This window comes from Enterococcus sp. 3C7_DIV0644 (genome assembly GCF_002141235.1).
Classification (GTDB): domain Bacteria; phylum Bacillota; class Bacilli; order Lactobacillales; family Enterococcaceae; genus Enterococcus_D; species Enterococcus_D entomosocium.
In genome coordinates this window covers 2,394,006-2,419,269 of the sequence record NZ_NGLK01000001.1, presented here as the reverse complement: position 1 = coordinate 2,419,269, position 25,264 = coordinate 2,394,006, and the positions used below count along the sequence as shown (strand labels likewise).

The 25,264-nt window shown below is 43.8% G+C and carries 23 protein-coding genes and 2 pseudogenes; 4 read left to right on the top strand and 21 right to left on the bottom strand.

All coding sequences use genetic code 11. The annotated features are described in order from the left end of the window. Together A5877_RS11475 and A5877_RS17360 are read right to left on the bottom strand one after the other, a co-directional pair. The coding region (locus A5877_RS11475; protein WP_139843941.1) for a Hachiman antiphage defense system protein HamA at positions 1 to 439 on the bottom strand (439 nt) is incomplete at its 3' end. A gap of 589 nt (positions 440 to 1,028) precedes the next feature. Then, a pseudogene (locus A5877_RS17360) lies at positions 1,029 to 1,522 on the bottom strand (DUF4767 domain-containing protein). A gap of 36 nt (positions 1,523 to 1,558) precedes the next feature. Between A5877_RS17360 and A5877_RS11455 the strand changes: the two are divergent. Then, a pseudogene (locus tag A5877_RS11455) lies at positions 1,559 to 2,020 on the top strand (site-specific integrase); the annotation flags it as partial. A gap of 94 nt (positions 2,021 to 2,114) precedes the next feature. Here A5877_RS11455 and sufB read toward each other — a convergent pair. The 15 genes from sufB to A5877_RS11380 all read right to left on the bottom strand — a co-directional run bounded on the left by sufB (position 2,115) and on the right by A5877_RS11380 (position 16,223). After that, a complete protein-coding gene (gene sufB, locus A5877_RS11450) occupies positions 2,115 to 3,506 on the bottom strand; it encodes a Fe-S cluster assembly protein SufB (RefSeq protein ID WP_005232103.1) in 1,392 nt (463 codons plus the stop codon). Positions 3,507 to 3,535: 29 nt separating this feature from the next. After that, positions 3,536 to 4,030 carry a Fe-S cluster assembly sulfur transfer protein SufU gene (gene sufU / locus A5877_RS11445; RefSeq protein ID WP_005232105.1) on the bottom strand — a complete coding sequence of 165 codons (495 nt, stop codon included), beginning with the start codon at positions 4,028 to 4,030 and terminating at the stop codon, positions 3,536 to 3,538. Continuing rightward, positions 4,008 to 5,252, bottom strand: coding sequence for a cysteine desulfurase (locus A5877_RS11440; protein ID WP_061053721.1), 1,245 nt, complete (start codon positions 5,250 to 5,252; stop codon positions 4,008 to 4,010). Before A5877_RS11440 ends, sufU begins: the two co-directional genes overlap by 23 nt. Beyond that, positions 5,249 to 6,553, bottom strand: a complete 1,305-nt coding sequence (sufD, locus tag A5877_RS11435) for a Fe-S cluster assembly protein SufD (protein ID WP_086316858.1) — start codon at positions 6,551 to 6,553, stop codon at positions 5,249 to 5,251. The genes A5877_RS11440 and sufD overlap by 4 nt, the downstream gene beginning before the upstream one ends. Positions 6,554 to 6,566: 13 nt before the next feature. Beyond that, the gene (sufC, locus tag A5877_RS11430) at positions 6,567 to 7,340 is read right to left on the bottom strand and encodes a Fe-S cluster assembly ATPase SufC (protein ID WP_005232112.1); all 774 of its coding nucleotides are present in this window, start codon (positions 7,338 to 7,340) and stop codon (positions 6,567 to 6,569) included. Positions 7,341 to 7,645: 305 nt separating this feature from the next. Further along, positions 7,646 to 7,996 carry a type II toxin-antitoxin system PemK/MazF family toxin gene (locus A5877_RS11425; protein WP_005232114.1) on the bottom strand — a complete coding sequence of 117 codons (351 nt, stop codon included), beginning with the start codon at positions 7,994 to 7,996 and terminating at the stop codon, positions 7,646 to 7,648. After that, positions 7,989 to 8,231: a type II toxin-antitoxin system PemI/MazE family antitoxin gene (locus tag A5877_RS11420; RefSeq protein ID WP_016611354.1), complete on the bottom strand. Its 243-nt coding sequence runs from the start codon at positions 8,229 to 8,231 to the stop codon at positions 7,989 to 7,991. The genes A5877_RS11425 and A5877_RS11420 overlap by 8 nt, the downstream gene beginning before the upstream one ends. Before the next feature lie 167 nt (positions 8,232 to 8,398). Next, complete coding sequence (locus tag A5877_RS11415) at positions 8,399 to 8,941, bottom strand: GNAT family N-acetyltransferase (RefSeq protein WP_086316857.1); 543 nt, start codon at positions 8,939 to 8,941, stop codon at positions 8,399 to 8,401. Between the two features lie 60 nt (positions 8,942 to 9,001). Further along, positions 9,002 to 9,658: a hypothetical protein gene (locus A5877_RS11410; RefSeq protein ID WP_016619701.1), complete on the bottom strand. Its 657-nt coding sequence runs from the start codon at positions 9,656 to 9,658 to the stop codon at positions 9,002 to 9,004. An 11-nt stretch (positions 9,659 to 9,669) separates the two neighbouring features. After that, positions 9,670 to 10,542 (bottom strand): carbohydrate ABC transporter permease, encoded by an 873-nt coding sequence (locus A5877_RS11405; protein WP_016619700.1) that lies wholly within the window; start codon positions 10,540 to 10,542, stop codon positions 9,670 to 9,672. 13 nt (positions 10,543 to 10,555) lie between these two features. Further along, positions 10,556 to 11,458, bottom strand: coding sequence for a carbohydrate ABC transporter permease (locus A5877_RS11400; RefSeq protein WP_086316856.1), 903 nt, complete (start codon positions 11,456 to 11,458; stop codon positions 10,556 to 10,558). A gap of 86 nt (positions 11,459 to 11,544) precedes the next feature. Beyond that, the gene (locus tag A5877_RS11395) at positions 11,545 to 12,816 is read right to left on the bottom strand and encodes a sugar ABC transporter substrate-binding protein (protein ID WP_086316855.1); all 1,272 of its coding nucleotides are present in this window, start codon (positions 12,814 to 12,816) and stop codon (positions 11,545 to 11,547) included. A 45-nt stretch (positions 12,817 to 12,861) separates the two neighbouring features. Beyond that, positions 12,862 to 14,013 carry a glycoside hydrolase family 88 protein gene (locus A5877_RS11390; protein WP_086316854.1) on the bottom strand — a complete coding sequence of 384 codons (1,152 nt, stop codon included), beginning with the start codon at positions 14,011 to 14,013 and terminating at the stop codon, positions 12,862 to 12,864. Next, the gene (locus A5877_RS11385) at positions 13,997 to 15,838 is read right to left on the bottom strand and encodes a DUF2264 domain-containing protein (RefSeq protein ID WP_086316853.1); all 1,842 of its coding nucleotides are present in this window, start codon (positions 15,836 to 15,838) and stop codon (positions 13,997 to 13,999) included. The genes A5877_RS11390 and A5877_RS11385 overlap by 17 nt, the downstream gene beginning before the upstream one ends. After that, entirely contained in the window at positions 15,801 to 16,223 is a 423-nt protein-coding gene (locus A5877_RS11380; protein ID WP_086316852.1) for a hypothetical protein, read from the bottom strand. The genes A5877_RS11385 and A5877_RS11380 overlap by 38 nt, the downstream gene beginning before the upstream one ends. Before the next feature lie 177 nt (positions 16,224 to 16,400). Between A5877_RS11380 and A5877_RS11375 the strand changes: the two genes are divergently transcribed. Beyond that, positions 16,401 to 17,444: a LacI family DNA-binding transcriptional regulator gene (locus tag A5877_RS11375; protein WP_005232137.1), complete on the top strand. Its 1,044-nt coding sequence runs from the start codon at positions 16,401 to 16,403 to the stop codon at positions 17,442 to 17,444. 59 nt (positions 17,445 to 17,503) lie between these two features. Here the strand turns inward: A5877_RS11375 and A5877_RS11370 are convergent, their stop codons facing one another. Together A5877_RS11370 and A5877_RS11365 are read right to left on the bottom strand one after the other, a co-directional pair. Then, positions 17,504 to 19,171: a heparinase II/III family protein gene (locus A5877_RS11370; protein WP_086316851.1), complete on the bottom strand. Its 1,668-nt coding sequence runs from the start codon at positions 19,169 to 19,171 to the stop codon at positions 17,504 to 17,506. Further along, a complete protein-coding gene (locus tag A5877_RS11365) occupies positions 19,168 to 20,016 on the bottom strand; it encodes a hypothetical protein (RefSeq protein WP_034878078.1) in 849 nt (282 codons plus the stop codon). The genes A5877_RS11370 and A5877_RS11365 overlap by 4 nt, the downstream gene beginning before the upstream one ends. 169 nt (positions 20,017 to 20,185) lie before the next feature. Between A5877_RS11365 and A5877_RS11360 the strand changes: the two genes are divergently transcribed. Further along, entirely contained in the window at positions 20,186 to 22,021 is a 1,836-nt protein-coding gene (locus tag A5877_RS11360; RefSeq protein ID WP_086316849.1) for a DUF2264 domain-containing protein, read from the top strand. 244 nt (positions 22,022 to 22,265) lie between these two features. Here A5877_RS11360 and A5877_RS11355 read toward each other — a convergent pair whose 3' ends face one another. Both A5877_RS11355 and A5877_RS11350 read right to left on the bottom strand, forming a co-directional pair. Beyond that, positions 22,266 to 22,751, bottom strand: coding sequence for a hypothetical protein (locus A5877_RS11355; RefSeq protein ID WP_086316848.1), 486 nt, complete (start codon positions 22,749 to 22,751; stop codon positions 22,266 to 22,268). Between the two features lie 91 nt (positions 22,752 to 22,842). Further along, positions 22,843 to 23,610 carry an AraC family transcriptional regulator gene (locus A5877_RS11350; RefSeq protein WP_086316847.1) on the bottom strand — a complete coding sequence of 256 codons (768 nt, stop codon included), beginning with the start codon at positions 23,608 to 23,610 and terminating at the stop codon, positions 22,843 to 22,845. 101 nt (positions 23,611 to 23,711) lie between these two features. On the opposite strand from A5877_RS11350, the gene A5877_RS11345 reads away from it, so the two are divergent. Further along, positions 23,712 to 25,244, top strand: a complete 1,533-nt coding sequence (locus A5877_RS11345) for an alpha-N-arabinofuranosidase (RefSeq protein ID WP_086316846.1) — start codon at positions 23,712 to 23,714, stop codon at positions 25,242 to 25,244. Positions 25,245 to 25,264 lie beyond the last annotated feature (20 nt).

Genomic DNA, 25,264 nt, shown 5'->3' with positions numbered 1-25,264 from the left:
GGCCATGAACAGCATGTCCAAATGAATCTTTAAAATGGATTTTAGCTATCAAAGGATTAGTATTAAATAAATACTTTAAAATCGAATGAAGAAATAGTTCCCCAAATTCACCTCTTCTTAAATATTTATTATCAATTTTATCATCAATAGACTCACCTTTTTTATACATTTCTGATACTTCTCTGTATTCAGTTATCTTATATATTGATTTTGCTGCCTCAACTAAAGTATTTAAAATCTCATCTTGAGGGACATTATCACCTCTATGGAAGCCAAAAGCAAAACTTGGTATTTCTTCACACATGATTTGTACAAAATCATCAATCCTTTGTTGCAAGATGTCTTTTCCACAAATATCAAAATCAATATGATAGGAATGAAAATTAGCTTCTGATATTTTACAAGATAATATTTTCTGAATCTTATTTTTTTTGTGCATATTTACTATCCTCACATTTTTTCTTAAATATATTCTCTCATTAATACTAAAATTTCTCAACTTCAAAAAATACAAACACACCATAATATTAAAATGAAATATTTGTAGGTCTATTTCAACTGCAATATTTCCCACAACTATGTAGTAATTTTTAAGGACTTTCAGTCAAAGACTATTTTTCGTTTCATTTACATATGAAACATAGAAACCCTTATATATCAAAGTTTATAAAGCCGTGTTTCACTTCGTTTCATGTATCAAAACTTATTAACCTTTTGCAAAAGTCAAAAAAAGAGCACCCCAAGAGAGCCGTGTAGCTCATTTAAAGGGTAACCTTAGTACGGTCAAATAACAACGGGTTGGATTCTCTATCCTATTCATTCAATTCGTTGTATAATTCTGCCAAAGATATGATTGGCTTGAGTTGGTTGTCCATCAATTAGAGTAAGAGTGTACTCCGTTTCCAATGGCTCTTTTAAGCTTACTGTTATCCCCTCTCCCACCTTCTGCTGAACAGATAGGCTAATAATTTGCTTTCAGATGTTCAATTGCTTCTGATATAGCTTGCTTATCATTTGTAATATACTCATCAACATAATAAGTAACCCCTTGTACCTTTGTCATCATTTTCAGTCGTTAGATAGCCTTTATAGGGCAATTGACCGTAGTTACTGATAAAGCAGCTGAGTTGTTCATCTCTGGTAAAATTTGATTTAATCTCATCAAAAGCTACACCACTATTCACAATATTACTAAAATTATCTCTAAGCTCTTTATTCTCTGTTTCTTTAAAGTATAAGTAATTATTCGAATTTCCTTGATTCTGACTAGCTATTAACACTTTGGGTACTCCTGAATTAATAGTAAATGCTTTGATAAATAATCTTGTACCTCTGCATCCGAATAAACAGCTACTAAAGAATAACCTGATTCTTCTTCACCATTTTCTGACCAGTTTAAAACTATTGGCATGTTACCAATAATTACCTGCCATTTATTATTATTCAGAACCGAGTCAGGGAGTTGTAAGCCGTATGAATCAACATTATTGTTTGGACTGTATTGTTTATATGTCTGATTCATGGTTTGTCCCCAAGTATTCATGAAGTCATTAAGCTTGTTAACAAAATAGTTGCAATTGATGAACATAAGAATGTCACAAACCAAACGCCTAAGAACAAAGTCTCAAGAAGAACGATTTCTCTTGATAAAGGGACTTTAGCAATCTTAAATGACTGGAAGATGCAACAAAGAACTGAATATCTTAAACTAGGCTATAATACGAGCTCAGAAGAGCAATATGTTTTTACAACACTTAAAAACACGCTATACATTCCAAACACTGTGAATGATTGGTTAAGATATATTTTGAAAAAGTATAACTTACCTAGTATTACGCCTCATGGGTTCAGACATACCCATGCTAGTTTGCTATTAGAAGCTGGAGAATCTGTTAAGGTAGTTCAACAACGATTAGGGCATGAAAATAGTAAAGTGACGTTAGACATCTATACACACATTACAAACAACGCACCTAAGAAAACTGGTCAAGAGTTTGCTGATATGATGGCACATCAGTAAAAAAGCTGGTCAAAAGCTGGTCGTTTCTGTTATCAAGGTAAACTAAAAAAGCTAGAATCCTTATATATCAAGGGTTCTAGCTCCTATAACAGGTTTAACCTACACTGCCTTCCATCTCATAACTAATCAACCGGTTCAATTCGACTGCGTATTCCATCGGTAATTCTTTGGTGAATGGTTCGACGAATCCCATAACGATCATTTCGGTTGCTTCGCTTTCGGAGAGGCCGCGGCTCATTAGGTAGTATAGTTGTTCTTCTGAGATTTTGGAGACTTTGGCTTCGTGTTCTAGGGACACTTGGCTGTTGTGGATCTCATTGAATGGGATGGTATCAGATTTCGATAGGTCATCCATGATGATGGTGTCACACTCGATATGGGAGATAGAGCCTGCGCTCTTCTTGCCGAAGGTGACTTGTCCACGGTAGTTTACTGCACCGCCGTCTTTAGAAATTGATTTTGAGACGATGGAGCTGGAGGTGTTTGGTGCATTGTGAATCATTTTTGCACCAGTATCTTGGATTTGGTTGGCACCTGCAAAGGCAATGGAAAGCATCGTGCCTCGTGCGCCTTTGCCATCAAGATACACACTTGGGTATTTCATGGTTGTTTTGGCACCTAGGTTGCCATCGATCCATTCAACGGTAGCACCTTCTAAGGCTTTGGCCCGTTTGGTTACTAGGTTGTAGACGTTGTCTGACCAGTTTTGAATGGTGGTGTAGCGGCAGTAAGCGTCTTTTAGGGTAAAAATTTCAACGATGGCTGCGTGCAAACTATTGCTTGAATAGGTTGGGGCGGTACAGCCTTCGACGTAATGAACGCTGGCGCCTTCGTCAACGATGATCAATGTTCGTTCGAACTGACCGGTATTTTCGGCATTGATCCGGAAATAGGTTTGCAATGGCACATCGACACGAACGCCTTTTGGTACATAGATAAAGGTACCACCTGACCAAACGGCTGAGTTCAAAGCAGCAAGCTTGTTATCGGTTGGTGGGACTAATTTTGAGAAGTATTGTTTGAACAGCTCAGGGTATTCCTTCAAGGCTGAATCGGTATCGGTAAAGACGATGCCAAGTTTTTCAAACTCTTCTTTCATGTTGTGGTAAACGACTTCTGATTCGTATTGGGCAGAAGCGCCGGCCAGGTATGCCCGCTCGGCTTCTGGAATACCAATGCGCTCAAAGGTCTCTTTGATTTTTTCTGGTACGTCATCCCAATCACGGGCAGGACGATCACTTGGTTTTTGGTAATATTTGATGGCATCAAAATCGATGTCAGACAGGTCTGGGCCCCAGTTTTGCATGGGCATCTTGTTGAAGGCTTCAAGAGACTTCAAGCGGAACTCAAGCATCCATTCTGGCTCTTGCTTGACCCGTGAGATTTCACGGACGATGTCTTCGGTCAATCCTTCGCCGGTACTAAAAACAGGCTGCACGTCATCGTGGAAGCCAAATTTATATTCTTCTAATTCGGGTACACCCATGGTTCTCACTCCTTTTGTAGTGCGGTTGTCTATTCGCTGGTTTCTTCAGTGTCAGATTCATTGGCGTGGCTGTGACTGACAGATGCTTGTGTACTGTCGGCAGCAATGGCTTTTTCTAATGCTTTCCAAGCTAAGGTCGCACACTTGATGCGTGCAGGAAACTTCGCCACACCCCCAAGCATGGAAGCATCGCCTAAGCGATCGCTTTGGGGAATGTCGTTTCCTTGAACGAGCTCAGAAAATAAGCCTGATAGTTCACCAGCTTCTGCTAGTGTCTTACCGATAATCGCATCTCCCATCATGGATGCACTGGCGGTACTGATGGAACAGCCTTCGCCAGTAAAGGCGATGTCTTTGATAGTGTCTCCTTCGACAGCGAGCTCCAAGTGGATCACGTCGCCGCAGGTAGGGTTATTCAATTCGACTTTGTACGTAGAATCATCCAAGGTGCCCCGATGATGTGGGTGGCTGGAATGATCCAGAATGACTTGTCGATACAAATTATCTAATTTCGTTAGTGCCATGTTGGAAAAACTCCTTCGTCAGCTTGATGGCGTCAACCAGTCGATCGGCGTCCTCTCTTGTATTATACAGGTAAAAGCTGGCCCGTGCAGTCGCTGGGACTTGCAAATAGGTCAAGAGGGGTTGGGCACAATGATGACCTGCCCGTACCGCGATGCCTTCCATGTCTAAAGCGGTGGCAACATCATGAGGATGGATGCCTGCTAGATTAAAGGCGATCACTCCCGTGCGTTTTGCTGCTTCTTGGGGACCATAGATGGTCAAACCTTCAATGGCTTGCAGTTTGGGCAAAACGTAGGCAGCTAAGTCTGCTTCATGGGCGTGGATGTTTTCTAAGCCGATTTCTGTTAAGTAATCGACCGCTGCACCTAAGCCGATCGCGCCGGCAATATTTGGTGTGCCCGCTTCAAATTTCCACGGCAGTTCTTTCCACGTGCTTTCTTGCAGATGGACAAAATCGATCATTTCACCGCCAAATTCGACGGGCTCCATTTGATCCAGCCATTGCCGTTTGCCGTATAAGACACCGATGCCAGTTGGTCCGCACATTTTATGGCCAGAAAAGGCATAGAAATCACAATCCAGTGCTTGGACATCAACTGCCATATGTGGAACAGCCTGAGCACCATCCACCACCATGACGGCTTGGTGCTGATGCGCCAATTTGGTTAGCTCTGCAATCGGATTGATCACGCCTAAAACATTGGAAACGTGCGCGATCGAAACGATGGCGGTTTTGTCTGTGATCTGTTTCTTGGCATCTTCCATGTCCAAGGTGCCTTCTGGCGTCAGCTGGATATATTTCAAGGTAGCTTTTTTTCGGGCTGCTAATTGTTGCCAAGGGATGATATTGGAGTGATGCTCCATATAAGAAATCACGATTTCATCGCCTTCATTGACAAAACGGTCGCCGTAGCTGCGGGAGACCCAATTTAAACCAGTGGTCGTCCCTCGAGTAAACAGCACTTCCGCCGTCTCACTCGCATGGATAAAACGGCGAACCTTTTCTCGTGCGCCTTCATAGGAATGGGTCGCCCGTTCTGCGAGGGTATGAACCCCACGATGAACGTTGGCATTGTCTTGATGGTAATAATCGGTGATCGCCTGCAGCACCGCCTCTGGTTTTTGCGTAGTGGCGGCATTGTCGAGGTAGATCAATGGTTCGTCATTTACGAGCTGATCCAAGATGGGAAACGCTTGTTTCACTTTTTGGGCATCGATCATGCGAGCAACTTCCCTTCGATAACGGCAACCAATTCTTGTTGCACTTCTTTGACTGGGATCGCGGTCAAGACGGATCCTAAGAAACCACGAATCACCAAACGTTCCGCTTCTTCTTTGCGCAACCCACGACTCATCAAGTAGTACATTTCTTCTGGATCGACCCGTCCCACACTGGCTGCGTGTCCGGCTGTTACTTCGTGCTCATCGATCAAAAGGATTGGGTTAGCATCGCCACGGGCTTGGTCTGAAAGCATTAGGACACGGCTTTCTTGTTGCGCGTCCGCTCCTTTGGCTCCTTTTAAAATGTGTCCGATACCGTTAAAGGTTAAGACGCCGCGTTCTCTGATAACGCCGTGTTGCAGGATATGACCAATGGAATGCGGTGCTTTATTGGTGACGCGGGTATCGATCCCTTGTGTTTGGCGTCCAGCACTGATTGCGACCGCTTTGACTTCCGAATGCGCGCCTTCGCCTACAAGATCAGAATCAAAGTCTGCCACGACGTCGCCGTCATTCATGACTCCGATCGCCCAATCTACCATCGCATCTCGTAATACGTAGCCGCGACGATTCATATACGTAGTAATGTTGACACCTAACTGATCAATCGCAGAGAATTTGACCTTCGCGCCTGCTTTGGCAATTACTTCCACTACGATATTGCCTGACAGTTTTTTCGCTTGGTCGCCTTTGGTTTGGAAACGTTCCAAATAGCTGAACTCACTGTGCTCATCAGCAACGATCAAAATGTGTTTGAAGAAATGCGCTTGGCTATTGCCATTGTGGTAGAAAATCGCTTCAAGGGGTTCTTCGATCACCACGTTTTTTGGTACATACAAGAACATGCCGCTATTCATAAACGCCGCATGTGCTGCGGTCATTTTGTCTTCGTCCATTGGCACTGCTTTGGTCATATAGTATTGATTAACCAACTCTGGTACTTCTTTCATTGCTGTAAACAAGTCGGTAAAGATCACGCCTTTGTCGATCAACTCTTGCGGTAATTGCTCAAAGATCGTGGTGTCATCGAACTGAACGAGGGTCGGATGGTTATCCATCGCGTCAAAGGCAGGAACTGCGCCTGCCACTTCTTCTTCTGACAAAGCGTACTCACCAGCAAGTGCTTGTTCGTCGATATTGAACAATGGCCAACGCTCGTAACGCACCCGCTCGATTTTTGGAAACGCAAGTTCATCCACTTTCGCAAGGGCTGCTTGGCGTAATTCCAACATCCATTCAGGCTCTTCTTTTACCGCTGAAAAAACGTTGACTTGTTCAAGATAATCCTGTAATTTTGCCATTTACCTTGCCTCCTTACGCTTCTTCTTCTTTGTAGTCGATCCCTAACTCTTTACTGATCCCAGCATAGCCTTCTGCTTCTAGGCGTTTGGCTAAGTCTGCCGAACCGGTCATCACGACACGGCCTTCCATCATGATATGAACCACGTCTGGTGTGATGTAGTTTAACAGACGTTGGTAATGGGTGATGATCAAAGCGCCAAAGCCTTCGCCGCGCATTTCATTGACGCCTTTTGCTACGACTTTCAAGGCATCAATATCTAGACCAGAGTCGATCTCATCCAAAATCGCAAAGGTTGGATCTAGCATCAACAATTGTAAGATTTCATTTCGTTTCTTTTCTCCACCAGAGAAGCCTTCATTCAAATAGCGTTCCGCCATTTCTTCGGGCATATTCAATAAATCCATTTTTTCATCTAATTTTTTCAAGAAATCCATGACAGAGATTTTGTCGTCTTCGTCACGTTTGGCATTGATCGCTGCCCGCATAAATTCCGCATTGGTGATGCCTGGAATTTCACTTGGGTATTGCATCGCCAAGAACAGACCTAAACGAGCCCGCTCATCCACTTCCATTTCCAAGACATTTTCGCCGTCGAACAAAATTTCCCCTTCTGTCACTTCATAATTCGGGTTACCCATGATGGCAGCGGACAAGGTTGATTTCCCTGTACCGTTTGGTCCCATGATGGCATGGATCTCTCCAGTTTTTAACACTAAGTCAACGCCTTTTAAGATTTTTTTATCTTCGATTTGGACGTGTAGATTTTTGATTTCTAAAACTGACATTTCTTTCCCTCCAGTATCTTTTCTTTCTCACTATTTTAGACTAATTGAGAATGAACTTCAAACGCTATTCCCGACTTTTTTAAAATATTTCTAATCTGTACATTGGAATTATTATAAAGTATTACATAGAGATAGTACATGGTTATTGTTCAGAAAGTCGACTATTTTTGAAATTTTACTTTTATCTTTCAACTATCTTCTTTTCTCTATTGTTGAAACCTTGTATTCTTAGGAAATCAAAGTGAAGGACCCTCACTCGTTTTTTGTGAGGGTCCTTCACTTTTTCCATCCTGCTGTTTTTTTAACTATAATGGAAAATTAAAGTTCATCATAAAATGCTGTGCAACGTTAATCAGTTCTTTTTTTGATAGTTTCCCTAAAATTTCAATCTTTCTACCGCCACGCTCGGAATAATCTAGCGTATAAACTTGCTTTGTATTTACTTTACTCCCAGGTTTCAATTTATCGTGTTGAATATCGACAAAGTAAGGACGCTTCCGATCTGTACTCGTTATTGGACAAACAATGATCAAATTTGAGGTGTAACTGTACTCATCCCTGCTGATGACTAAAGCAGGCCTGCGCTTTTTGATTTCACTCCCTTTCGAGGGATCAAAATCAATAAATACAAGAGTCCCTTGTTCGAGCCTATTCATCAAGCTGCCTGCCTTCAACAATAAAATCAGCAGCTAGCATATCTTCTTCATCAACAAATTCTTTCTCTTTCGCAGCTAAAAAATAATCATCGATCTTAGGAATCAAGGAAATCGTACCATCGTTTTCTTTGCTGATAAAGTAGGTCTTACCAGCAGGAATCTCAAACTTACTTGCTAGCGTGACCATTACCGCATTTCCTTGCTTTCTTGTTTTCACTGTATCCAAAACAATCACCTTTCCTTCATAACATGTATAGTCTATTTTACCACGTAATTACTGTAATTACAAAATACAGCTAGGAGATCAGCCCCTTTTTTACTAGGTACTTTACTATACGCAAAATGCATCTGATCAATCATCAACAACAAAAGAGGACACGAAAAAACTCGCATCCCCTACCTTCACTTCTGCTGTGCCCATTCTTCTCGCAAGATGCCATACTTGATGGAATCATAATAGGTGCCTTCCCAGAAACGGACTTTGCGGATCTGGGCTTCTTTGGTCATCCCTAGCTTTTCTCCTAGTTTCATCATGCGGTGATTGCCGGACCATGTGGTATAACCGACACGCTGGATATGAGGCTGTGCATCAAACAACTCATTGATCCACTGGCGAATTGCTTGGCTGCCAATGCCTTGATTCCAAAGGGAAGCATCATAGATGGCTATCCCGAATTCCAACCACTGCTGCAAGGTATTGTCTTCCCAATAAGCGGTCGCGATCCCCACGATTCTACCTTGATAGCTGATCGCTTTACGTAACGGGTTGTCGATACAGCTAGCGCCAAACCCCGTTCGAAATTCTTCCCACGTCAACTCGGGGTCTTGGAAATACGGTCCGTCCCATTTTTTCCATTCTAAATCCGCCTTTGGTCCATAGCTGATCGACCAAAGTTCAGCAATCATTTCTTCGGTAATCGGTTGAAGCGTGACTGTTTCTGCCATCTTCAAACACCCCTTTCTCCTAAAAAAAGTCGTCTCCTTTATTCGTAGACGACTTTCTTTCTATTTTATCTGAAATTTCCGTAAGTTTAAATAAAGGAGTCCGAAAAAAAGGACTGGAAAAAGAGTAAAGCCAAATTGCGGCTTCAAAATCAAGGCGACAAAAACGGCAACAAACAAACAGGTTGCTAACAAACTAACAGGCCATTTTTTCAGGGTGAAGAAAAGTGCGGTACGCAGGACATCTTTCTTAGCTGCTTTTGGATTACGCACTTGGAAGTACCACGCGTTGATACTAAGAGCTATGGAAAGCATCCCTAACAAAAGAAAGAAAGGAACGAGCCATTTGCCACTTTCAAATTGAATCGCAAACAGAATATCCACGATCGCAATGACACTCCACAGCCAGCCGATGAGCCAATAGAGAAACCCGCGCACGGCAAAGGTTCGTAAAAAGTAGCAGAAATCTTTTACTGGATCAATGTCTTTGTGTTCTGCAAAGCGATCGATCGCAGCCAGGAGGCTGATCATGCTTGGACCAATCAGCAAGAGTGCCAATGCAAACCAAAGGAGGTTTCTAGGATCGACTGCCAAGAACATTGCCGTGAGGGTGTAGGGTGTATTCACGACCCAAAAACTGATATTCAGGGCAAAGCCAATATATAGCCAGCGGAAGATCCGCATGTAAAGATTGTTTTCAAAGGTAGGTTTGGTAAACATGATTGATCACCTCAATTTTTCATTCCCGAAGTAGCGATTCCTTCTACGAAGTATTTTTGCATTGCTAAAAAGACGATCGCCACTGGCAAAATGGAGACCACAGATGCTGCCATGATCAGGGCATACTCGGCATCATATAAACCGACAAACATTTTCAAGCCTAACTGAATGGTTTTGTTTTCGGTTGAGGAGAGGTAGATAAATGGTCCCATATAATCATTCCATGTATTGACGAAGGTGATGATGGTCAGACTCGCTAAAGCGGGCTTCGTCAGTGGTAGAATGATTTTTCGATAGATCCCCCACTCACTCAAACCATCGATCCGCGCACTTTCACACAGTGAATCAGGAATACTACTATAGTATTGTTTCAACAAAAAGACGCCAAAGGCACTGAAGGCTTGTAAGAGGACCAAAGACCAAAGCGTGTCTGTCAGCCCAAACTGGCGCATCATGATGAACTGAGGAATCATATAGGATTGCCAAGGAATCGCAATCGTACCGATGTATGTCAGAAACAACAGATCGCGTCCTTTGAAATGCATCTTTGAAAACCCATAGGCCGCAAAGCTAGAGGTAAACAATTGGATCAAGGTAATGATGATGCTCAAAAATGCTGTATTCTTGAAAAAAGTCAGCAAAGGTATGCGATCCCAGATCACCGTATAGTTTTCTGGGTGCCAACTTTTTGGAATCCATTGGATCGGTACGCTAAAAACATCGTTATTGGTCTTAAAAGAAGCAGAGATCATCCAAAGAAACGGGATCAGTGTCACTAACGCGAGAAATGTTAATAAGAGAATCAAGGAGACACTGCCGATCGACAGCTTGGCTTTTTGTTTTGGTTTGGCTTGAACATTCTTTTTACTCAGTGTATTTTCCATCTGTACTCCCTCCTTACACCCGTTCTTGTCTTTGGTTCCACTTAAACTGGATCACCGTGATGCCCAAAACGATCACGAACAAGACCATGGCGATCGCGGATGCGTAACCAAAATTAAATTTCACAAACGCTTCGTTGTAAATTTGATACACCAAGACATTGGTGGCTCGACCGGGTCCGCCGGCAGTCATGACTTGGACCAAATCGAAGATCTTGAAACAGTTTATGACCAGCATGATCGAAACAAAGAAGGTCGTTGGTCGTAAGGACGGCAACGTCACGTTGCGAAACTGCTGCCACTTGTTGGCCCCATCGATCGAAGCCGCTTCATACAATTCCTTTGGCACACTTTGTAACCCTGCCAAGTATAAGATCATGTAATACCCCATGCCACGCCAGACGCTGACTATGATGATCGCCGTCAAAGCCCAATCAGAGCTGGAGGTCCAACCAGGAGGATTTTCAATAAAAAATTTCAAAAACTGATTGATTGGTCCCATCGTTGGGTGAAACAACATGTTCCACACGACAGCGATCGCAACTAACGAGGTGACATAAGGAAAGAAGAAGGCAGTACGGAAAAACTTCATTCCACGTACTTTTTTATTCAATAAAATCGCTAAGCCTAAGGAACATACTAACGTCAATGGAACGACGCCAATCGTATAGAGAAAGGTGTTCTTTAACGAGATCCAAAAGGTGTCGTCCCCTAGCATTTTGCTGAAATTTTTCATTCCCACAAATTCAGGCGAACTAAAGGAATCCCATTCCATAAAAGCCAGAATCAATGAGAACACAACGGGCACTAAGGTAAATAAGAAAAAGCCGATAAAGTTCGGTGCAATAAAAGACAGCGCGGTTAGCATATTTTTGCGTTTCAACTTATTGGCTGCTTTTGATTTTGAGGTTATTTCCATATTTGTCTCCTGCTGCTTGCCAGCAGGCCCCCTTTCATTAATAAAGAGAAGGAACTTTTTTGCCCAAGTCCCTTCTCTCGTTAGGACTATTCTGTTTCAGATTTCACCCTTTTTTCCATATTCGCAATGCCTTCTTTTGGTGTTTCATCCCCTACAAGGATCAAGTCATGTTCTTCTTGCAAGATTTTGTCGATCGCTGGTCCATTTTCATCGACAGGAAACTCGATCGCGACGGTTTCTGGATTGAAGGCTTTTTTCGATACTTCATCGGCGGGCATGCCTTCACGGGAGAAGTAAAGTTCATCAATGGCATCAGTCTTATACGAAGGAACGACACCGACTTCTGCTAATACTTTGGCGCCTTCTTCACCGGAACAAAAGTCTAAGAATTTTTGCGCAGCTTCTTGATGTTTTGAATTTTTATTGATGGCAAAAGCAGTCGGAGAACCAAATGTCGTTACTTCCCCTTTTCCATTTTGCGGCATTTCCGCAATGCCCCACTCGACATCTGTCTTGCCATCGTCGATATTGGTCATCAATGTACCCATATACCAAGTTCCCATGTACATCATGGCTGCTTTTTCATTTTCAAATTGTGATTGATACGTAACTTTCGTTGATTTTGCTGTCCCAAAGTCCATTTGCGCTTTATCGTCTTGCATCCGCAATGCACGATCATAATATTCTTCTAAATAGTCGTATTGAGGATCGATCAAGTTGGCACCATTTTGAGCAGCTGCAATCGCTTGAGTAGTAGAACGCCATGTGTGTTGATACGCACCATAAATTTGTTCGTCTGGTTTTGTTAGCTGCTTGGCAAGCTCCTCATATTCGTCCCAGGTGATGTTTGATGGGTAGTCTAAGCCTGCTTCATCGAACATTTTTTTGTTATAATACAAGACCCAAAAATCCGTCCGATACGGTTGTGCATAAGTTTTGCCTTCTACGTCATACATGTCATAGCTTTCTTGCGCTGGGGCAATATCCAATGATCCGATATGGTCAGTGAGATCCACCAATTGGTCCCGCAACGCATAATTAGAGTAAGAAAGTAAATTTTTCATGGTCAAAATATCTGTCGTATCTCCGGAAGAGAGCATGGTCGTCAGTTTGGTATCATAATCATCTGAAGCAATATCGACAGGCTCAACGGTAATGCCCGGATTCGCTTCTTCAAAGGCACGGAATAGTTTTTCGAATTCAGGTGTCGTATCGTAATTCCAAGTGGTTACGGTCAATTTGATGTCGCCATCTTCAGAAGCAGCGGAATCATCTGTCGCTCCGCCTCCACAGGCTGCCAAAGCTGCGATCGTCCCAAACATCGTTGCTGCTAATAAACCTTTTTTCAAAAAGTGCATGTTCATTCCTCCATTAAACATTTTTTTAAAGGGTCGCCCCTAAAACTACCAATAGGAATACCAACTTTGTGACACCCGCATCAGCGCTTCCATGTAATAATAATCGCCCCAGATCATGCATTCATCGACCCCTTTGAGGGAATTCTTGTCATAAACCCCATGCATCAAAAGTCCGTTTGATTCGGGATGGTCGATCGTTGTATAGTTTTGGGCTAACGATGCCAAGATCGCCAAGGCGTTTTTCTGGTAGGCGGCTTGGTTTGGCTGCGTGATCGGTAAATGTTTCGCCAGTTCTAACAAGCCACAGACTGCGATGGCGGCGGCCGAACTATCCCTTTCTTCCTGACTACCATCGCTAAACACTAAATCCCAATAACTGACCTTGTCCGCCGGTAATTCAGCAATAAAGTAATCCGCAAGGTCTTGAGCAGTCTTCAAGAAACTGGTATCACCGGTGTAAAGGTAACTAAGCGTAAATCCGTAGATTCCCCACGCTTGCCCTCTTGCCCAGCAGGAATCATCAGCATAGCCTTGTTGGGTATTGCCGCCGATCGCCGCTCCAGTTTCAACGTCGAAGTAATAGGTGTGGTACGTCGTGGCGTTGTCTCGCACGATGTATTTCTGGGTCTGCTTGGCATGAGCATAGGCTGCTTTTTTGTAGGATTCATCCCCGGTCATTTGGGAAGCAAAATACAATAGCGGCAAATTCATCAAGCAATCAATAATGATGCGCCCCCGTTGTTGCGGATCATCGAGATTGCCCCACGCTTGAATGATCTGGGCTTTGGGTGAGTAACGGGCCATTAATAGATCGGCGGCGGCAATCGCGAGTTTTTTCGAAGATTCCCGTCCGTTCACTCGATAGTCGGCAATCGCAGTCAAACTATACAAAAACCCGATATCATGGGTTTCTAGTCCAATTCTTTGGTTCAATCGTTCTTGGAAAGAGTGCAGCTGTTTTTCGATGGTTTCATCAAATTCTGTTGATCCCGTCAGTTCTTTACTCAAAAACAACATGCCAGTCCAAAAACTCGCCGTCCAATCATGGTTGGCTTCTGGTCGATAGACAAGCTGTTCACTTGCTGCCGGTGGGACCAACGTGTCAAAGGTCTTAGTATTCTTTCTTACTTGATTAACGGTGAAGTCGATTTGCTCGGCTACCCATTGTGATAGCTGTACGTCATAGCTGGTTTCCATTTTTTCCTCCTATTCGCTCAACCTGGATCATATGTCCGGATTGATTGATCGTAATGTTGTCTGTTGTCACTTCGACGGTCACTGCTTGTTCTTGTTCTTGTGGAAGCAAGCCGGTGACGAGGGAAACGAACAGGTGCTTTCCCGCTTGTCGTTGAGCAGTTAGATACGGCAGCCAAGTTGTAGGATACAAGAGGTTCGTATTGGGCTCCGTTCGTAAGACATCGCTCGTTTCATAGCCAGCGATCGCCTCGATTTTCGAATAGCCGATCGATGTTCGTACCGCAGCGCTGCTTGCGGTTTTTTCAGTGATGGCAGTAGGCTCTTTCGGTGATGAAAATCCACCTTCATAGAAAGAAAGGGCGCGCTGAGAATTGATCTCGTGAATGCGAAGGTGACTGCCTATCAGTGGAATGATCGTTGTTTTTATCTTCACGTCTTCCCACGGATCCCATTCATGAATGATCCGATCAGGTAAAAGCTGATACTGGCGATCCAATCCTTTGGTGCGAAAGTAATGGTCATCTTCTGACAAAGCCAATGTGTTGTCATAATTTCCTTCATAAAACCAATAATTGCTCTTGGGCACGCTATTGCCAAACGTCGTTGAGTAGACAAATTTGCTATATTTGCTGCTGGCATGACTTTGATAGTTGATAAATTGTCCTGCAGGAAACATCAAGGCATGCGTCAAGTCTTGATTGTGTTGATAAAAGTTCTTACTGATGGGATGAGCCAGTGTTCTTTCAGCGATCGCTAATGGCGTGGGAGTGGCTTGCCAATAGGGATGCTCCTTTGGTACCGCTAACAAAAGAAAGGTTTTTAACGCCCAATAAGGCGAACCTGGTGCATTGTAACCTTCGGCAAAGATCAGATTCTGGTACGAATAGCCGACCGTCAGTATCCCTTCGGAAGTAAAAATGTCTTGCTGCATCCACTGATGCAGGTGACGACTGATCAACCCCTTGATCTCTCCCCATGGCAATGCTTCAACATCCGCAAAAACCAATGCGCTGAAGAAAGAAACTTGCGCAAAGCGATACGTCAAACTTCGACCAAAAGGAACGGCGGCACCACCTGCTGCAAACCAATGCTTGAAGGTTTGAGCAAAATCGGTGGCTCGTTGTTTGAACTTCGTTGCCCTTTCAAGATCTTCAGGGACAAATCGACAGTACAGAAGACTATAGTAGTGGATCGCAAAAGATACATAATAATCGATTTGAGTGGCTACTCCGTCACAGTACCATCCTTCCCCTAAATAAAAGGTCTCGATCAATGCCAAGTCAGCATCGATTTTTTCTTGAGAAAAGCTGCTGCCACAACGCTTCATGGCTACATTGACGAGAACCCGAAAGAAATGCCAATTGTTTGCAGGAATTTCTCGTTGATTGACTTGGATCAGCCACGCATGGAGATCATCTTTTTGGCGTTGGGATAAAACATCCCACGTTTTTTCTTTGTTTAATAGTAAAAAGGTACTTAGCGAAGCCATTTCCACGATTCGTTGGTCGAAGTCTTCCACAACACCCCAATAATCGGGACTCTCTGGATCTGTACCCGCAATAATTCCTGAGAGATAGGTTTCCATGAATGAATCTTCTTGCTGGGTTAGATAAGGCGCGAGTCCCCAAAGCGGTCGCAAGAACGCTTCAAGTTCCTGTACCTCTTTCTCATAGACAGTCCCATGGCTGCCTAAAGCCAAATGACCGGGACGACTGCTTGCAAAAGCGGGTTTGAGTTGATCCATGATCGTTTTAAAGCCGGCTGCTACATCTTCATAACTTTCAAATTTATTCTTTTTCAATTGCTGCAGCTTCTGTGATTGCATCCGCATCCTTCCTTTCAATCAATGTCGCTTTAATAAACCCATAATATTCTCCGTAGACCGTCACCACATCTTGCAGTTTCAGTTGTTGACTTTGTTCATTGAATACTTGGTACTGTCCAGCCGCTGTTTCTAGAATAAATCGATCCCCTTTCTCAATGTCTGCTGTTTTCGCATCACTCTTCACGATGGTGCCAGATAACTTCACGAATTCGTGCAACGGGACGACACCTTGCGCAAAATCTTCGTCAGAATAACAAAGCGCTCGTTCTTTTAATTGCTTTTCGCTGCTTTGGGAAAATGCTTGCGTCTGCGTTGCTTCATTTGGAGAACAAGCAGTCAACCCCATAAGTAGACCCAGGATAAATAACGAATTAATCCACTTCATTCATGCCACCCTCATTTTTAAAACGCTTTCTTCATTTCAAATCATACTTTTTTTTAGGAAAATAATCAATAGTTTTTCCTAAAAAAAGTAAAATTTTTACTTAAGGGCAATTTCTCTCTTGGTTTTTTTACTAAAAAGAAATATACTGAAGAGGAGAAGCATTGGAGGAGGGATTCTATGGCTACGATTACCGACATAGCGACCATAGCTGAGGTATCAATATCAACCGTATCACGGGTTCTGAACTACGATCCTAGTCTTTCAGTGACCGAAGAAACCAAACGAAAGATTTTCGAGGCAGCTGAAAAACTAAATTATACGAAATACAAAAACAAGCAAAAGCAGCGTGAACTACCAGTGGATGTACCAAAAAAACACAACAAATCGATCGGGATCGTTCAGTGGCGGATGGATGATGAAGAATTGGAAGACATTTACTATATGTCGATTCGTTTAGGTGTGGAAAAACGCGCCGCCGAACTGGGTTGTGATCTGTTAAAAATCTCCAACCTTGATGAGTCAGTGATCCAGTCCGTCGACGGCTTACTGGCAATCGGCAAGTTTACAGAAGAGCGGGTCAAGAAACTCCATGAGCTACACCCCAACCTCTGTGTGATTGGCAGTAACTTTCCCCTGGATGACTACGATTCTGTCAATACCGATTTTACGCAAGCAACGGAGTTGGCTCTTTCTCACTTGATGGGACTTGGTCATCAAAAAATCGCCTTTATCGGCGCCGAGGAAAGTCAAAATATGTATGGGTATCGGCGGTACAAAACGCCAACGGTCAACACCTATGTCGATATGATGCAGCATTATCAGCTGTTTGATGAGGATTATTTCATCGTGAAAGAAAATAGTCGGTTGGATGTCCAAACGGGGGAAGAATTAACGGAGCAGGCTTTGGCTTTGTGGCAAGACCGCTTGCCGACTGCGATTTTGGCAGCCAATGATGCCTTTGCGATCGGGGTCATTCATACGCTAACGGCTCATGGAATCAAGATTCCTGAAGACATCAGTGTTATGGGCATCAACGATATTTCGGTGTCCCGCTATGTCTCCCCACCCCTTTCTTCGGTCCAAGCATTTACTGAAGAGATGGGTGAAACGGGGTTAGAGCTACTCTATAACCGCATCGAAAATCCTGGGATCGCCAGACGCATCTTTTTAAGTACACAGCTGGTGATTCGTCAATCTACCGCAAAACCAAAAGAAGGCTGAGAAGCTGCGGTGTCTTCTTGCATTGATCAACGTCATTGCAAGGAAGCACCGCATCCTTCTCACCCTTTTTTTATTTTAATGGTCGTTTTGATTTCCCCTGTCTGCTCAAGCGTGTATTCGGCTTGAATCAAATACGCTTGCGCCTGTACACCATGGTGATCTTGATAAGTGACTGGCTGTATTTGGATCTTATCACTGGTAAAACCAAGAACACAGCGTGCTTTTTTTGTCATTAGTTGAACGGTCTTATCTTGCACCATTGGTGGTATGTTCGTAATAAAGTTTTCCACCACCAGATTCTTTGGTTGGTGCTCGTCAAAGACAAAATGGTCTTCGATCGTTACTTGTTGCTGCGAGACCACGAAGCGCCGCTGGTATTCAGTGACCGCTGCTTTCGGATAGAACGCACTGAGGTCTAAGTCAAATTGCTGGTCATTAACCTGTAGCACCGTTGCTTCCTCGGCTGTTGGGCGTTGGGTGTGCTGTTTGATGATTGGCAGCGAATGACTGATTGCGGCTGCGGGAAAGTAGTGATAGCGCGTGTTCTCGTCAAAATACTCTTTGGTGTACTCCCCTGCACCAAGGTCCGTCAGAAACAACTCCTCCGTCGTTCCTAAGACAAAATGACCGACATCAAGATGATTGTGGCTTTCTTGATTGCTCCCCCCTTTGGCAGCAAAAAAGAGATCCTGCTGCACATCTTTTGCAACGAACCACTGCGCTTGTTCAAAATAGTGATGATACGAGGCATTCGTTTCTCGTGTGATCGCTTCGTTATGCCAATACAAATTTCGATAGATGTGGGCAAACCGGTAGCAAGGATCAAAATCTAACGGACTGACCCCCGATAATTGGGGAACCGTCACGCCTAAATGCTCGTAGCAATAACTGACCAAGCCGCTAGGCAGTTCGATCGCCGAATAATCAGAAAAAGGAATATAATGCCCCGGAGAAATCATCGTGTAATAAGGAAAAGCGGCGATTTTTCTGGTTTTAGGCTGTTTTAGGTAGGTATCTTCTTGCAATACTTCTGCCAACAATTGCGCATAATACAGAAAATAACCAAACCCATACGCCCAGTATCCGACACCTTCCACACAAGCCCCATCTTCGCCAAAGCTGTTGAGATAGCTTTGCATTGCAGTATCCAATCGTTTGATCATCCGCAATTGTCGCTCGCTTTTTTTCGGCAATACATAGAGCGCCGTCATTCCAAGACAGCCACCAATGACTGCGGACCAATTGTTCTTTTTTGTCTCCCACTCCCAGGTTTGATCCTCGAAGGGTAAAAAAAGCCGTTGATCGATCTCATACAACACTCGTTCTGTGATGACTGGTGAAAGGTCTCCCCCAATCAACATCAACAACTCTGCTAAGGATTGCCCAGTTTCAGCTGCAAAAAGATCGACTGTGTGGCGCGCTTGCGAAGAAAACTGGCCATCGACAATCGGCAGATGCGCTGGCAGACACCATGTATATTCATTGCAGATTTCCCAAATCACTTGCTCCAGCAGCACTTTGATCGCTGCCTTACGCTCCATTTCATAAGCAAGTCCTAAAACCACCAACATCCGTCGGCGGGCAAAATAATGGGATTCGAAGACAACACGATTCCCCGATTCGAGATACTCTTGATAGCCTTGATAAGGCAAATAGGGAATCTCACCAGTGTCAAGATAAGCCTGTGCCGCCTGTAAAATTTCTTCTTTTACCTCTGCTGGATTCACGCGTTTTCCTCCTGAATAGAGCGTCCGAAGACTTCGATTTGGGTCAACGCTGGAAATGGTGAGGGATCGTCATTTTGGATCAGTTCATGCAATTTTACCCAAGTGACCGTTCGCGGCTGGAAAGAAAACCGTTGAGGCTGGCTGCTTTTGACCGTATGCAAGATTTCTTGACTCCCATCGGAAAACGCCAACGTGACTTGTTGCCAATAGCTATCATGGGGAAAATCCGCCCGTAACGTAAGCGCACATTGGTCGATGCTGACCTCATGACCAAAGTCGATCGTCAAAGCGGCATCTGCTTGTTGATTGATCCCCCATGAGCCATAGGGATAATTGCCATGAGATGTATTGGCAAAAATGCCATCAATAGCGTTACAAGCGAAAAACGTCGCATCATCTCTTGTTTCAACATTGGCATGGGCATGCGGATAGGCACCCAAGAATTCTTTTTGATCATGAGGGTTTAAGGCGACGTTGCGGTAAGCTGCTAGTTCTTCTTTTGTTGCTACCCGTACACTCAAATAATGGCTTTTCCCAGCAAAACGGCCTTCTGGCGCGGCTTCTTTGGCATTTTTACTAAGATTTACGGGGTAGATCCACTCGTTGCCTTTGATGTACACCAAAGTAGTCGCCAGCGTTTCATCGAGTGTGACCCACACAAATTGTCCGCTGCGTGAGAGCGAAACAACGATTTTATCTCCGTCCTCGTAACAACACTCTTGGGATGCCAACGTGACAAAGTCTTCCGCCGTCGCTTGCAGAAGGGTAGATTCACTTTCAGGTGCTCGTTTGCCTTGTTTTACTTGATGCTTTTGGTCATAAATCGTTAAGGAAATCTGGGTCATTGCATGTAGCTCCTCTCGTATTTTCTCCATTATAGCGATGTCGACAAAAAAATGTAACTGTTTCCAGCGTTTTTTTACTATTTTTTTACTTAAAATCGAGAAATGCAACAGTTTCCATTTCTTTATTTTACTAAATAAAGTAAAATAACAACTAAAAGGAGCTGTTTGCATGAGAAACTTCCAAGAAGCATTAAGTAAGAACCCTCTTCGAACCAAAACCGATCTAGAAGAGGCCCTTGTTGATCTGGTCACTCCCATATACGAATGTATGGCACAACAAGGAACTCCCGGGAGGGTCCACCTAGGAAATTCAGGAGCGGTGTACACTCAGGAAAAGAGTGACATCGAAGGCTTTTTACGGACACTCTGGGGATTGGGCCCATTGTTCAGCCAAGAAGAAGCGTGTCTTCGTTTCCCAAAACTTTTTCAACAAGCCAATGCCGGGATCGTTGCAGGCACCACCCCGACCTCTCAGGAGTACTGGGGAAAATTGCATGACTATGACCAATTGTTTGTGGAAATGGGTGCCCTTGCTAGCTATTTGATTTTTACCAAACCGATCTTTTGGGATCGCCTCCCACCAAGAGAGCAAACGAATCTCTTTGATTGGCTCAATCAGATCAATCAGCACACGATCCCTAAAACCAATTGGCTCTTCTTTCGGATTTTAGTCAATACCTTCTTTGAAATGGCAGCATTGCCTTTTGTAGAAACCACCCTTTTGGCTGATCAAGAAGAGATCGAGAGGTATTACTTAGCAGACGGCTGGTATTTTGATGGCTATGAAAATCAAATCGACTATTATATTCCTTTTGGGATCCAATACTACGGACTCCTTTACAGTGTTCTTACCTGTCGTTCCCAATGCCCTTATCAGTTTAACTACCGTCAAAGAGCCGCTACGTTTGCTCAATCATTTAAGCAGTGGTTCACAAAAACCGGTGCGGCATTGCCTTTTGGTCGTAGTCTAACGTATCGGTTTGCGCAATCAAGTTTCTTTGCCGTCGGTGCTTTCGCCGATATAGAATATGAAGGCTTCACAAAAAATGAAGGAAAATATTTACTGTTACAAAACATGCGTTACTGGTTTCGCCAACCAATCTTTACGCAAGAAGGCTTTTTAAGTATTGGCTATGCCTACCCCAACCTAAATATGGCTGAAGGCTATAACGCACCAGGATCGCCTTATTGGGCTTTCAAAAATTTCTGTGTATTGGCCATCCCAGCGGATGCTGAATTTTGGACGCTTGAGGAGCAGGTGCCAACCTTTGCCCCACAGGTGCGCAATCCGCATAGTCGGATGCTCTTGGTGCATAACCAAGAAGGGACAGAATTGCAAGCTTTCACGGCGGGGCAGCATTCCCACGAACATGCTCACGGCAATGCCAAATACGAAAAGTTTGTGTATTCGACAACGTTTGGGTTTAGCGTACCGAAAGCAACCGTTTTATTGAAACAAGGTGCTTATGATAATACATTGGCGATCTCAGAAGGGCAGACGGATTTTAAAACGGCTTTTGGTTATGAAGCCTTTGCGATTGAAGATGACTACGTCTATAGTCGCTGGCGTCCCTACGAACAGGTCATCATCGAAACCTTTGTGATTCCGATGTATCCTTGGCATCTGCGTTACCATCGGATTCAAACGGATCGAAGGTTGCAACTGGTCAATGGCAGCTTTGCAGCACCAGCTGATGGTGCTGCGCTTTCTAGCAAAGAAGGCACCTTTTATCAAAGCTCGGCTGGCTGTGTCGGTATCAAAACCTTCCCGACGCATCAAGAGGGTACCCTCTTGATGCCAGAACCCAACACGAATCTACTTTATAGTCGAACAGTCATCCCTCAAGTAAGCAAAACCGTTCTCGCCGGACAACAGGAATGGCTCGTTGCGTGTTTAGGGAATGCCTTTTCTGATCAGATCCCACCCTTTGATGTCACTATCACAGCGGACAAAGTAGCAATGAGCCAAGGGGATCAGAGAAAAACCATTCAGCTTAGCTACTAGCAAAAAATTACTGGCAAATGCTAGTAGAAAAGCTACCGAAAACACCTTTCTGATTTACGGGATTGAAGAATGTCCCCCCAGAAGTTCGATTTCAGTCTAAGGTTTCAGCATCGGTACCTTCTGATCCCTCCGTCTCTATTGGCAAAAAGCAAAAAAATACTTGTACCACAAAACGGTTCTTCACACATTGTGAAGCGCCGTTTTTTTGGTACAAGTGATTCATGTTTTGATTGACGATCAGTGCTTATTTCCCGAAAAGCTTTTGGAGAAATCCTTTTTTCTCAGAGACTTCCTTTGTTTCAGTCACCTGAAGCGGTCCAGTTTCCTTCACGACTTGCTGAAAGCCACGATTGTCTTGCAGCAACAGACCGTTTAGTTCCAGGATCCCAGACAGACTGCCAATCATCCGCCGCACTTCTCCCGCACTTTTGCCGAAAAAGCGCTGGTCGTCATTTGCTTCGGCTTCTTCCAAAATAACCAGCAGCTGCTGGATGCTTTGATTTTGTTCACCTAAGACGTACGACAACTGGTCAACTTCCACTGTTGTAGTTGCCGCTGACGGTACTAAATCTGTTATGAGCTTTAAGCTATCTAAATAATCCTTTAAGTCAAAAATGAACGTTTGTGCCGCTTCATTATTCATTAATTGGCTTTGACTCAATTTTCTTTGTAGCGCTTCCAATTCACTTGAACGTTTAGAAAGTTCGCTTACGATCATTTCTATATCCATATGCCACCTCCTAATGACATTGTCCCGTTTTCTCTTTCATCCGTCAAGAATTCGTCGGACTTTTTTCTGCGTTTTTACCAATCACCCCTGACTATTGCTCCTGTTGGTACTTTGTGGGTGCACAGCCATAGCGCTTCGCAAAGAGCCGATTAAAATGGTTGATGTTTTGGAACCCAGATTGAAACGCCGCCTCTCGAATCGTTAGTGTTTCGTTGCTGCGTAGATAAAAAAACTTTTGAAACCGAGCTTGCAATAAATCTTCTTTGGGCGTGGTATGAAAAAACTGTTGATAGAGCTTGTAGAATTGGCTTTTACCGATGGAAAGCTCTCGGCTAAACTGGTAAAAATCCCATTGCTGTTCGCAATTGACTAACATTTTCAACCGCATCGCTTGAAACAGTTGATAGTGTTCGTTTTGTGGTTGCGGAATGCTTTCTTCAAAATTGCGTTCAAGTAAGACCAATAGATTTGTCATATACGCCGCAATCAATTCTTGCGTGTGCCGTTGTGGCAACAAGGATTCATGATTGATCTTTTGGATCAATTTGTTGATTTGTTGAATGTTTTTCGGCTGGAACAGTTGGTTGCAAGGGATCGCATAGGTTTCTTCGATCACCTGATCCGTTTGAAACTCAACAAAGCTATTAAAAAAATCTTCTTTGCCACGATAATCTTGATAGACGGTTGGAGGAAAAAGAATGCAGTTACCTTTTTCACTGGTTTCTTGATGACCATCTTCAAAAGTGAAAACCATTGGAGACAACGTCAACACGAAAAGATAATGCTTTAAGCCAGAGGGGCGATAAATATGATCGGAAACAGCATTGTGCATTTGAAATCCTGAATAGGTTACGTTCAACTTCTCACTCCTTCCTACTTGCCTTTAGTATAAAGAAAACGGACAAAACATCAATAGAATAAGACAGAATGTAGTGTTTATTTTCAAGGACTATCGCTACAATGAAAGAAAAGAAAGGGGTTGCAACATTGAAGAAAACTACGATGTATTTAGACAAACACTTTATTTTGGCACCAGTCGACGAACGGATCTATGGCTCTTTTGTGGAGCACTTAGGGCGCTGTGTGTACGAAGGGATCTATCAACCAGAAAGTCCTTTTGCCGATGAACAAGGCTTTCGTCAAGATGTCGTTACCTTGATCAAGCAGTTGAATGTGCCGATCGTCCGTTACCCAGGAGGCAACTTCGTCTCTGGGTATAAATGGGAAGATAGCGTCGGACCTAAAGAGCAACGGCCAGCAAAAATCGATTTGGCCTGGCGGGTGATCGAGAGCAATCAGTTCGGCTTAAACGAATTTATGGATTGGACCAAAGAAGTCAATACGGCACCGATGATGGCGATCAATCTTGGGACACGAGGAATCGAAGCAGCGAAAAACTTGATCGAATACACCAATTTAAAAGGCGGCAGCTATTATAGTGATCTCCGTCGTACCCATGGGGTGGCCGATCCTCATGACATCAAACTTTGGTGTCTAGGCAATGAAATGGACGGCCCTTGGCAAGAAGGACATAAGACAGCCGATGAATATGGCCGTCTCGCAGAAGAAGCTGGCAAAGCGATGCGTCTGGTGGACCCAACGATCGAAACCGTTGCTTGTGGTAGTTCTTCTCTCACGATGCCGACCTTTGGCATGTGGGAAGATACAGTATTAAGTCATTGTTACGATCAAGTCGACTACATTTCCATGCACCAATATTATGGCAACCGTAGCGGCGATAGCCAAGATTATCTAGCAAGCAATGTCGCAATGGATCAGTTCATCAGTCAAGTCGCAGCGATCTGTGATGCGGTGAAAGCCAAACGCCGAAGCAAGAAGACTATCAATATTTCCTTCGACGAATGGAACGTCTGGTATCACTCAAATGAACAGGATCAAAAAATTGAACCTTGGAGTCAACACCCACCACAATTAGAAGACGTCTATCACTTTGAAGATGCGTTACTCGTCGCAAGCATGATGATCACGATGCTTCATCACGCAGATCGCGTTAAAATCGCCTGCATGGCACAGCTGGTCAACGTGATCGCACCGATCATGACTTCCGATACTGCCGCTTGGAAACAAACGATTTTTTATCCCTATGAAATGATCAGCAACTATGGTCGCGGTCACGTGTTGCATAGCATCCTTCGAGGAGCTGATTTCGATAGCAGCCACGGAAAAGCTTCTTATGTGGATGCCATTGCGATCGAAAACGAAGATGACTATTTGACCTTTTTCTTGGTAAATAAGGATTTGCAGGATGCCAACGAATTCACTTGCGACTTGCGTCAATATGATTCATTGCAAATCGCTACCCATCAAGTGTTGCACCACCCAGACTTGCATGCCGTCAATACCGAAGCAACCCCGAACAACGTTGTGCCCGTCAATGGAAAAACAGCGGAATTGAATGACGGCATTTTGCGTGTCGTCTTGGAAAAACAAAGCTTCCAGATGCTACGCTTGAAGAAAAACGGCAGCAAGTAACGAGCCTATCTGTTTGAGCA

Excerpts from the sequence above, each read along its gene's own strand:
- A5877_RS11380 (WP_086316852.1), bottom strand. The coding sequence starts at position 16,223 with ATGAAGTGGATTAATTCGTTATTTATCCTGGGTCTACTTATGGGGTTG.
- A5877_RS11385 (WP_086316853.1), bottom strand. The coding sequence starts at position 15,838 with ATGCAATCACAGAAGCTGCAGCAATTGAAAAAGAATAAATTTGAAAGT.
- A5877_RS11345 (WP_086316846.1), top strand. The coding sequence starts at position 23,712 with ATGAAAGAAAAGAAAGGGGTTGCAACATTGAAGAAAACTACGATGTAT.
- A5877_RS11390 (WP_086316854.1), bottom strand. The coding sequence starts at position 14,013 with ATGGAAACCAGCTATGACGTACAGCTATCACAATGGGTAGCCGAGCAA.
- A5877_RS11440 (WP_061053721.1), bottom strand. The coding sequence starts at position 5,252 with ATGATCGATGCCCAAAAAGTGAAACAAGCGTTTCCCATCTTGGATCAG.
- A5877_RS11410 (WP_016619701.1), bottom strand. The coding sequence starts at position 9,658 with ATGTTTACCAAACCTACCTTTGAAAACAATCTTTACATGCGGATCTTC.
- A5877_RS11425 (WP_005232114.1), bottom strand. The coding sequence starts at position 7,996 with ATGAATAGGCTCGAACAAGGGACTCTTGTATTTATTGATTTTGATCCC.
- sufB (WP_005232103.1), bottom strand. The coding sequence starts at position 3,506 with ATGGGTGTACCCGAATTAGAAGAATATAAATTTGGCTTCCACGATGAC.
- sufD (WP_086316858.1), bottom strand. The coding sequence starts at position 6,553 with ATGGCAAAATTACAGGATTATCTTGAACAAGTCAACGTTTTTTCAGCG.
- A5877_RS11360 (WP_086316849.1), top strand. The coding sequence starts at position 20,186 with ATGAGAAACTTCCAAGAAGCATTAAGTAAGAACCCTCTTCGAACCAAA.
- A5877_RS11375 (WP_005232137.1), top strand. The coding sequence starts at position 16,401 with ATGGCTACGATTACCGACATAGCGACCATAGCTGAGGTATCAATATCA.
- A5877_RS11365 (WP_034878078.1), bottom strand. The coding sequence starts at position 20,016 with ATGACCCAGATTTCCTTAACGATTTATGACCAAAAGCATCAAGTAAAA.
- A5877_RS11355 (WP_086316848.1), bottom strand. The coding sequence starts at position 22,751 with ATGGATATAGAAATGATCGTAAGCGAACTTTCTAAACGTTCAAGTGAA.
- sufC (WP_005232112.1), bottom strand. The coding sequence starts at position 7,340 with ATGTCAGTTTTAGAAATCAAAAATCTACACGTCCAAATCGAAGATAAA.
- A5877_RS11405 (WP_016619700.1), bottom strand. The coding sequence starts at position 10,542 with ATGGAAAATACACTGAGTAAAAAGAATGTTCAAGCCAAACCAAAACAA.
- A5877_RS11400 (WP_086316856.1), bottom strand. The coding sequence starts at position 11,458 with ATGGAAATAACCTCAAAATCAAAAGCAGCCAATAAGTTGAAACGCAAA.
- A5877_RS11415 (WP_086316857.1), bottom strand. The coding sequence starts at position 8,941 with ATGGCAGAAACAGTCACGCTTCAACCGATTACCGAAGAAATGATTGCT.
- A5877_RS11395 (WP_086316855.1), bottom strand. The coding sequence starts at position 12,816 with ATGCACTTTTTGAAAAAAGGTTTATTAGCAGCAACGATGTTTGGGACG.
- sufU (WP_005232105.1), bottom strand. The coding sequence starts at position 4,030 with ATGGCACTAACGAAATTAGATAATTTGTATCGACAAGTCATTCTGGAT.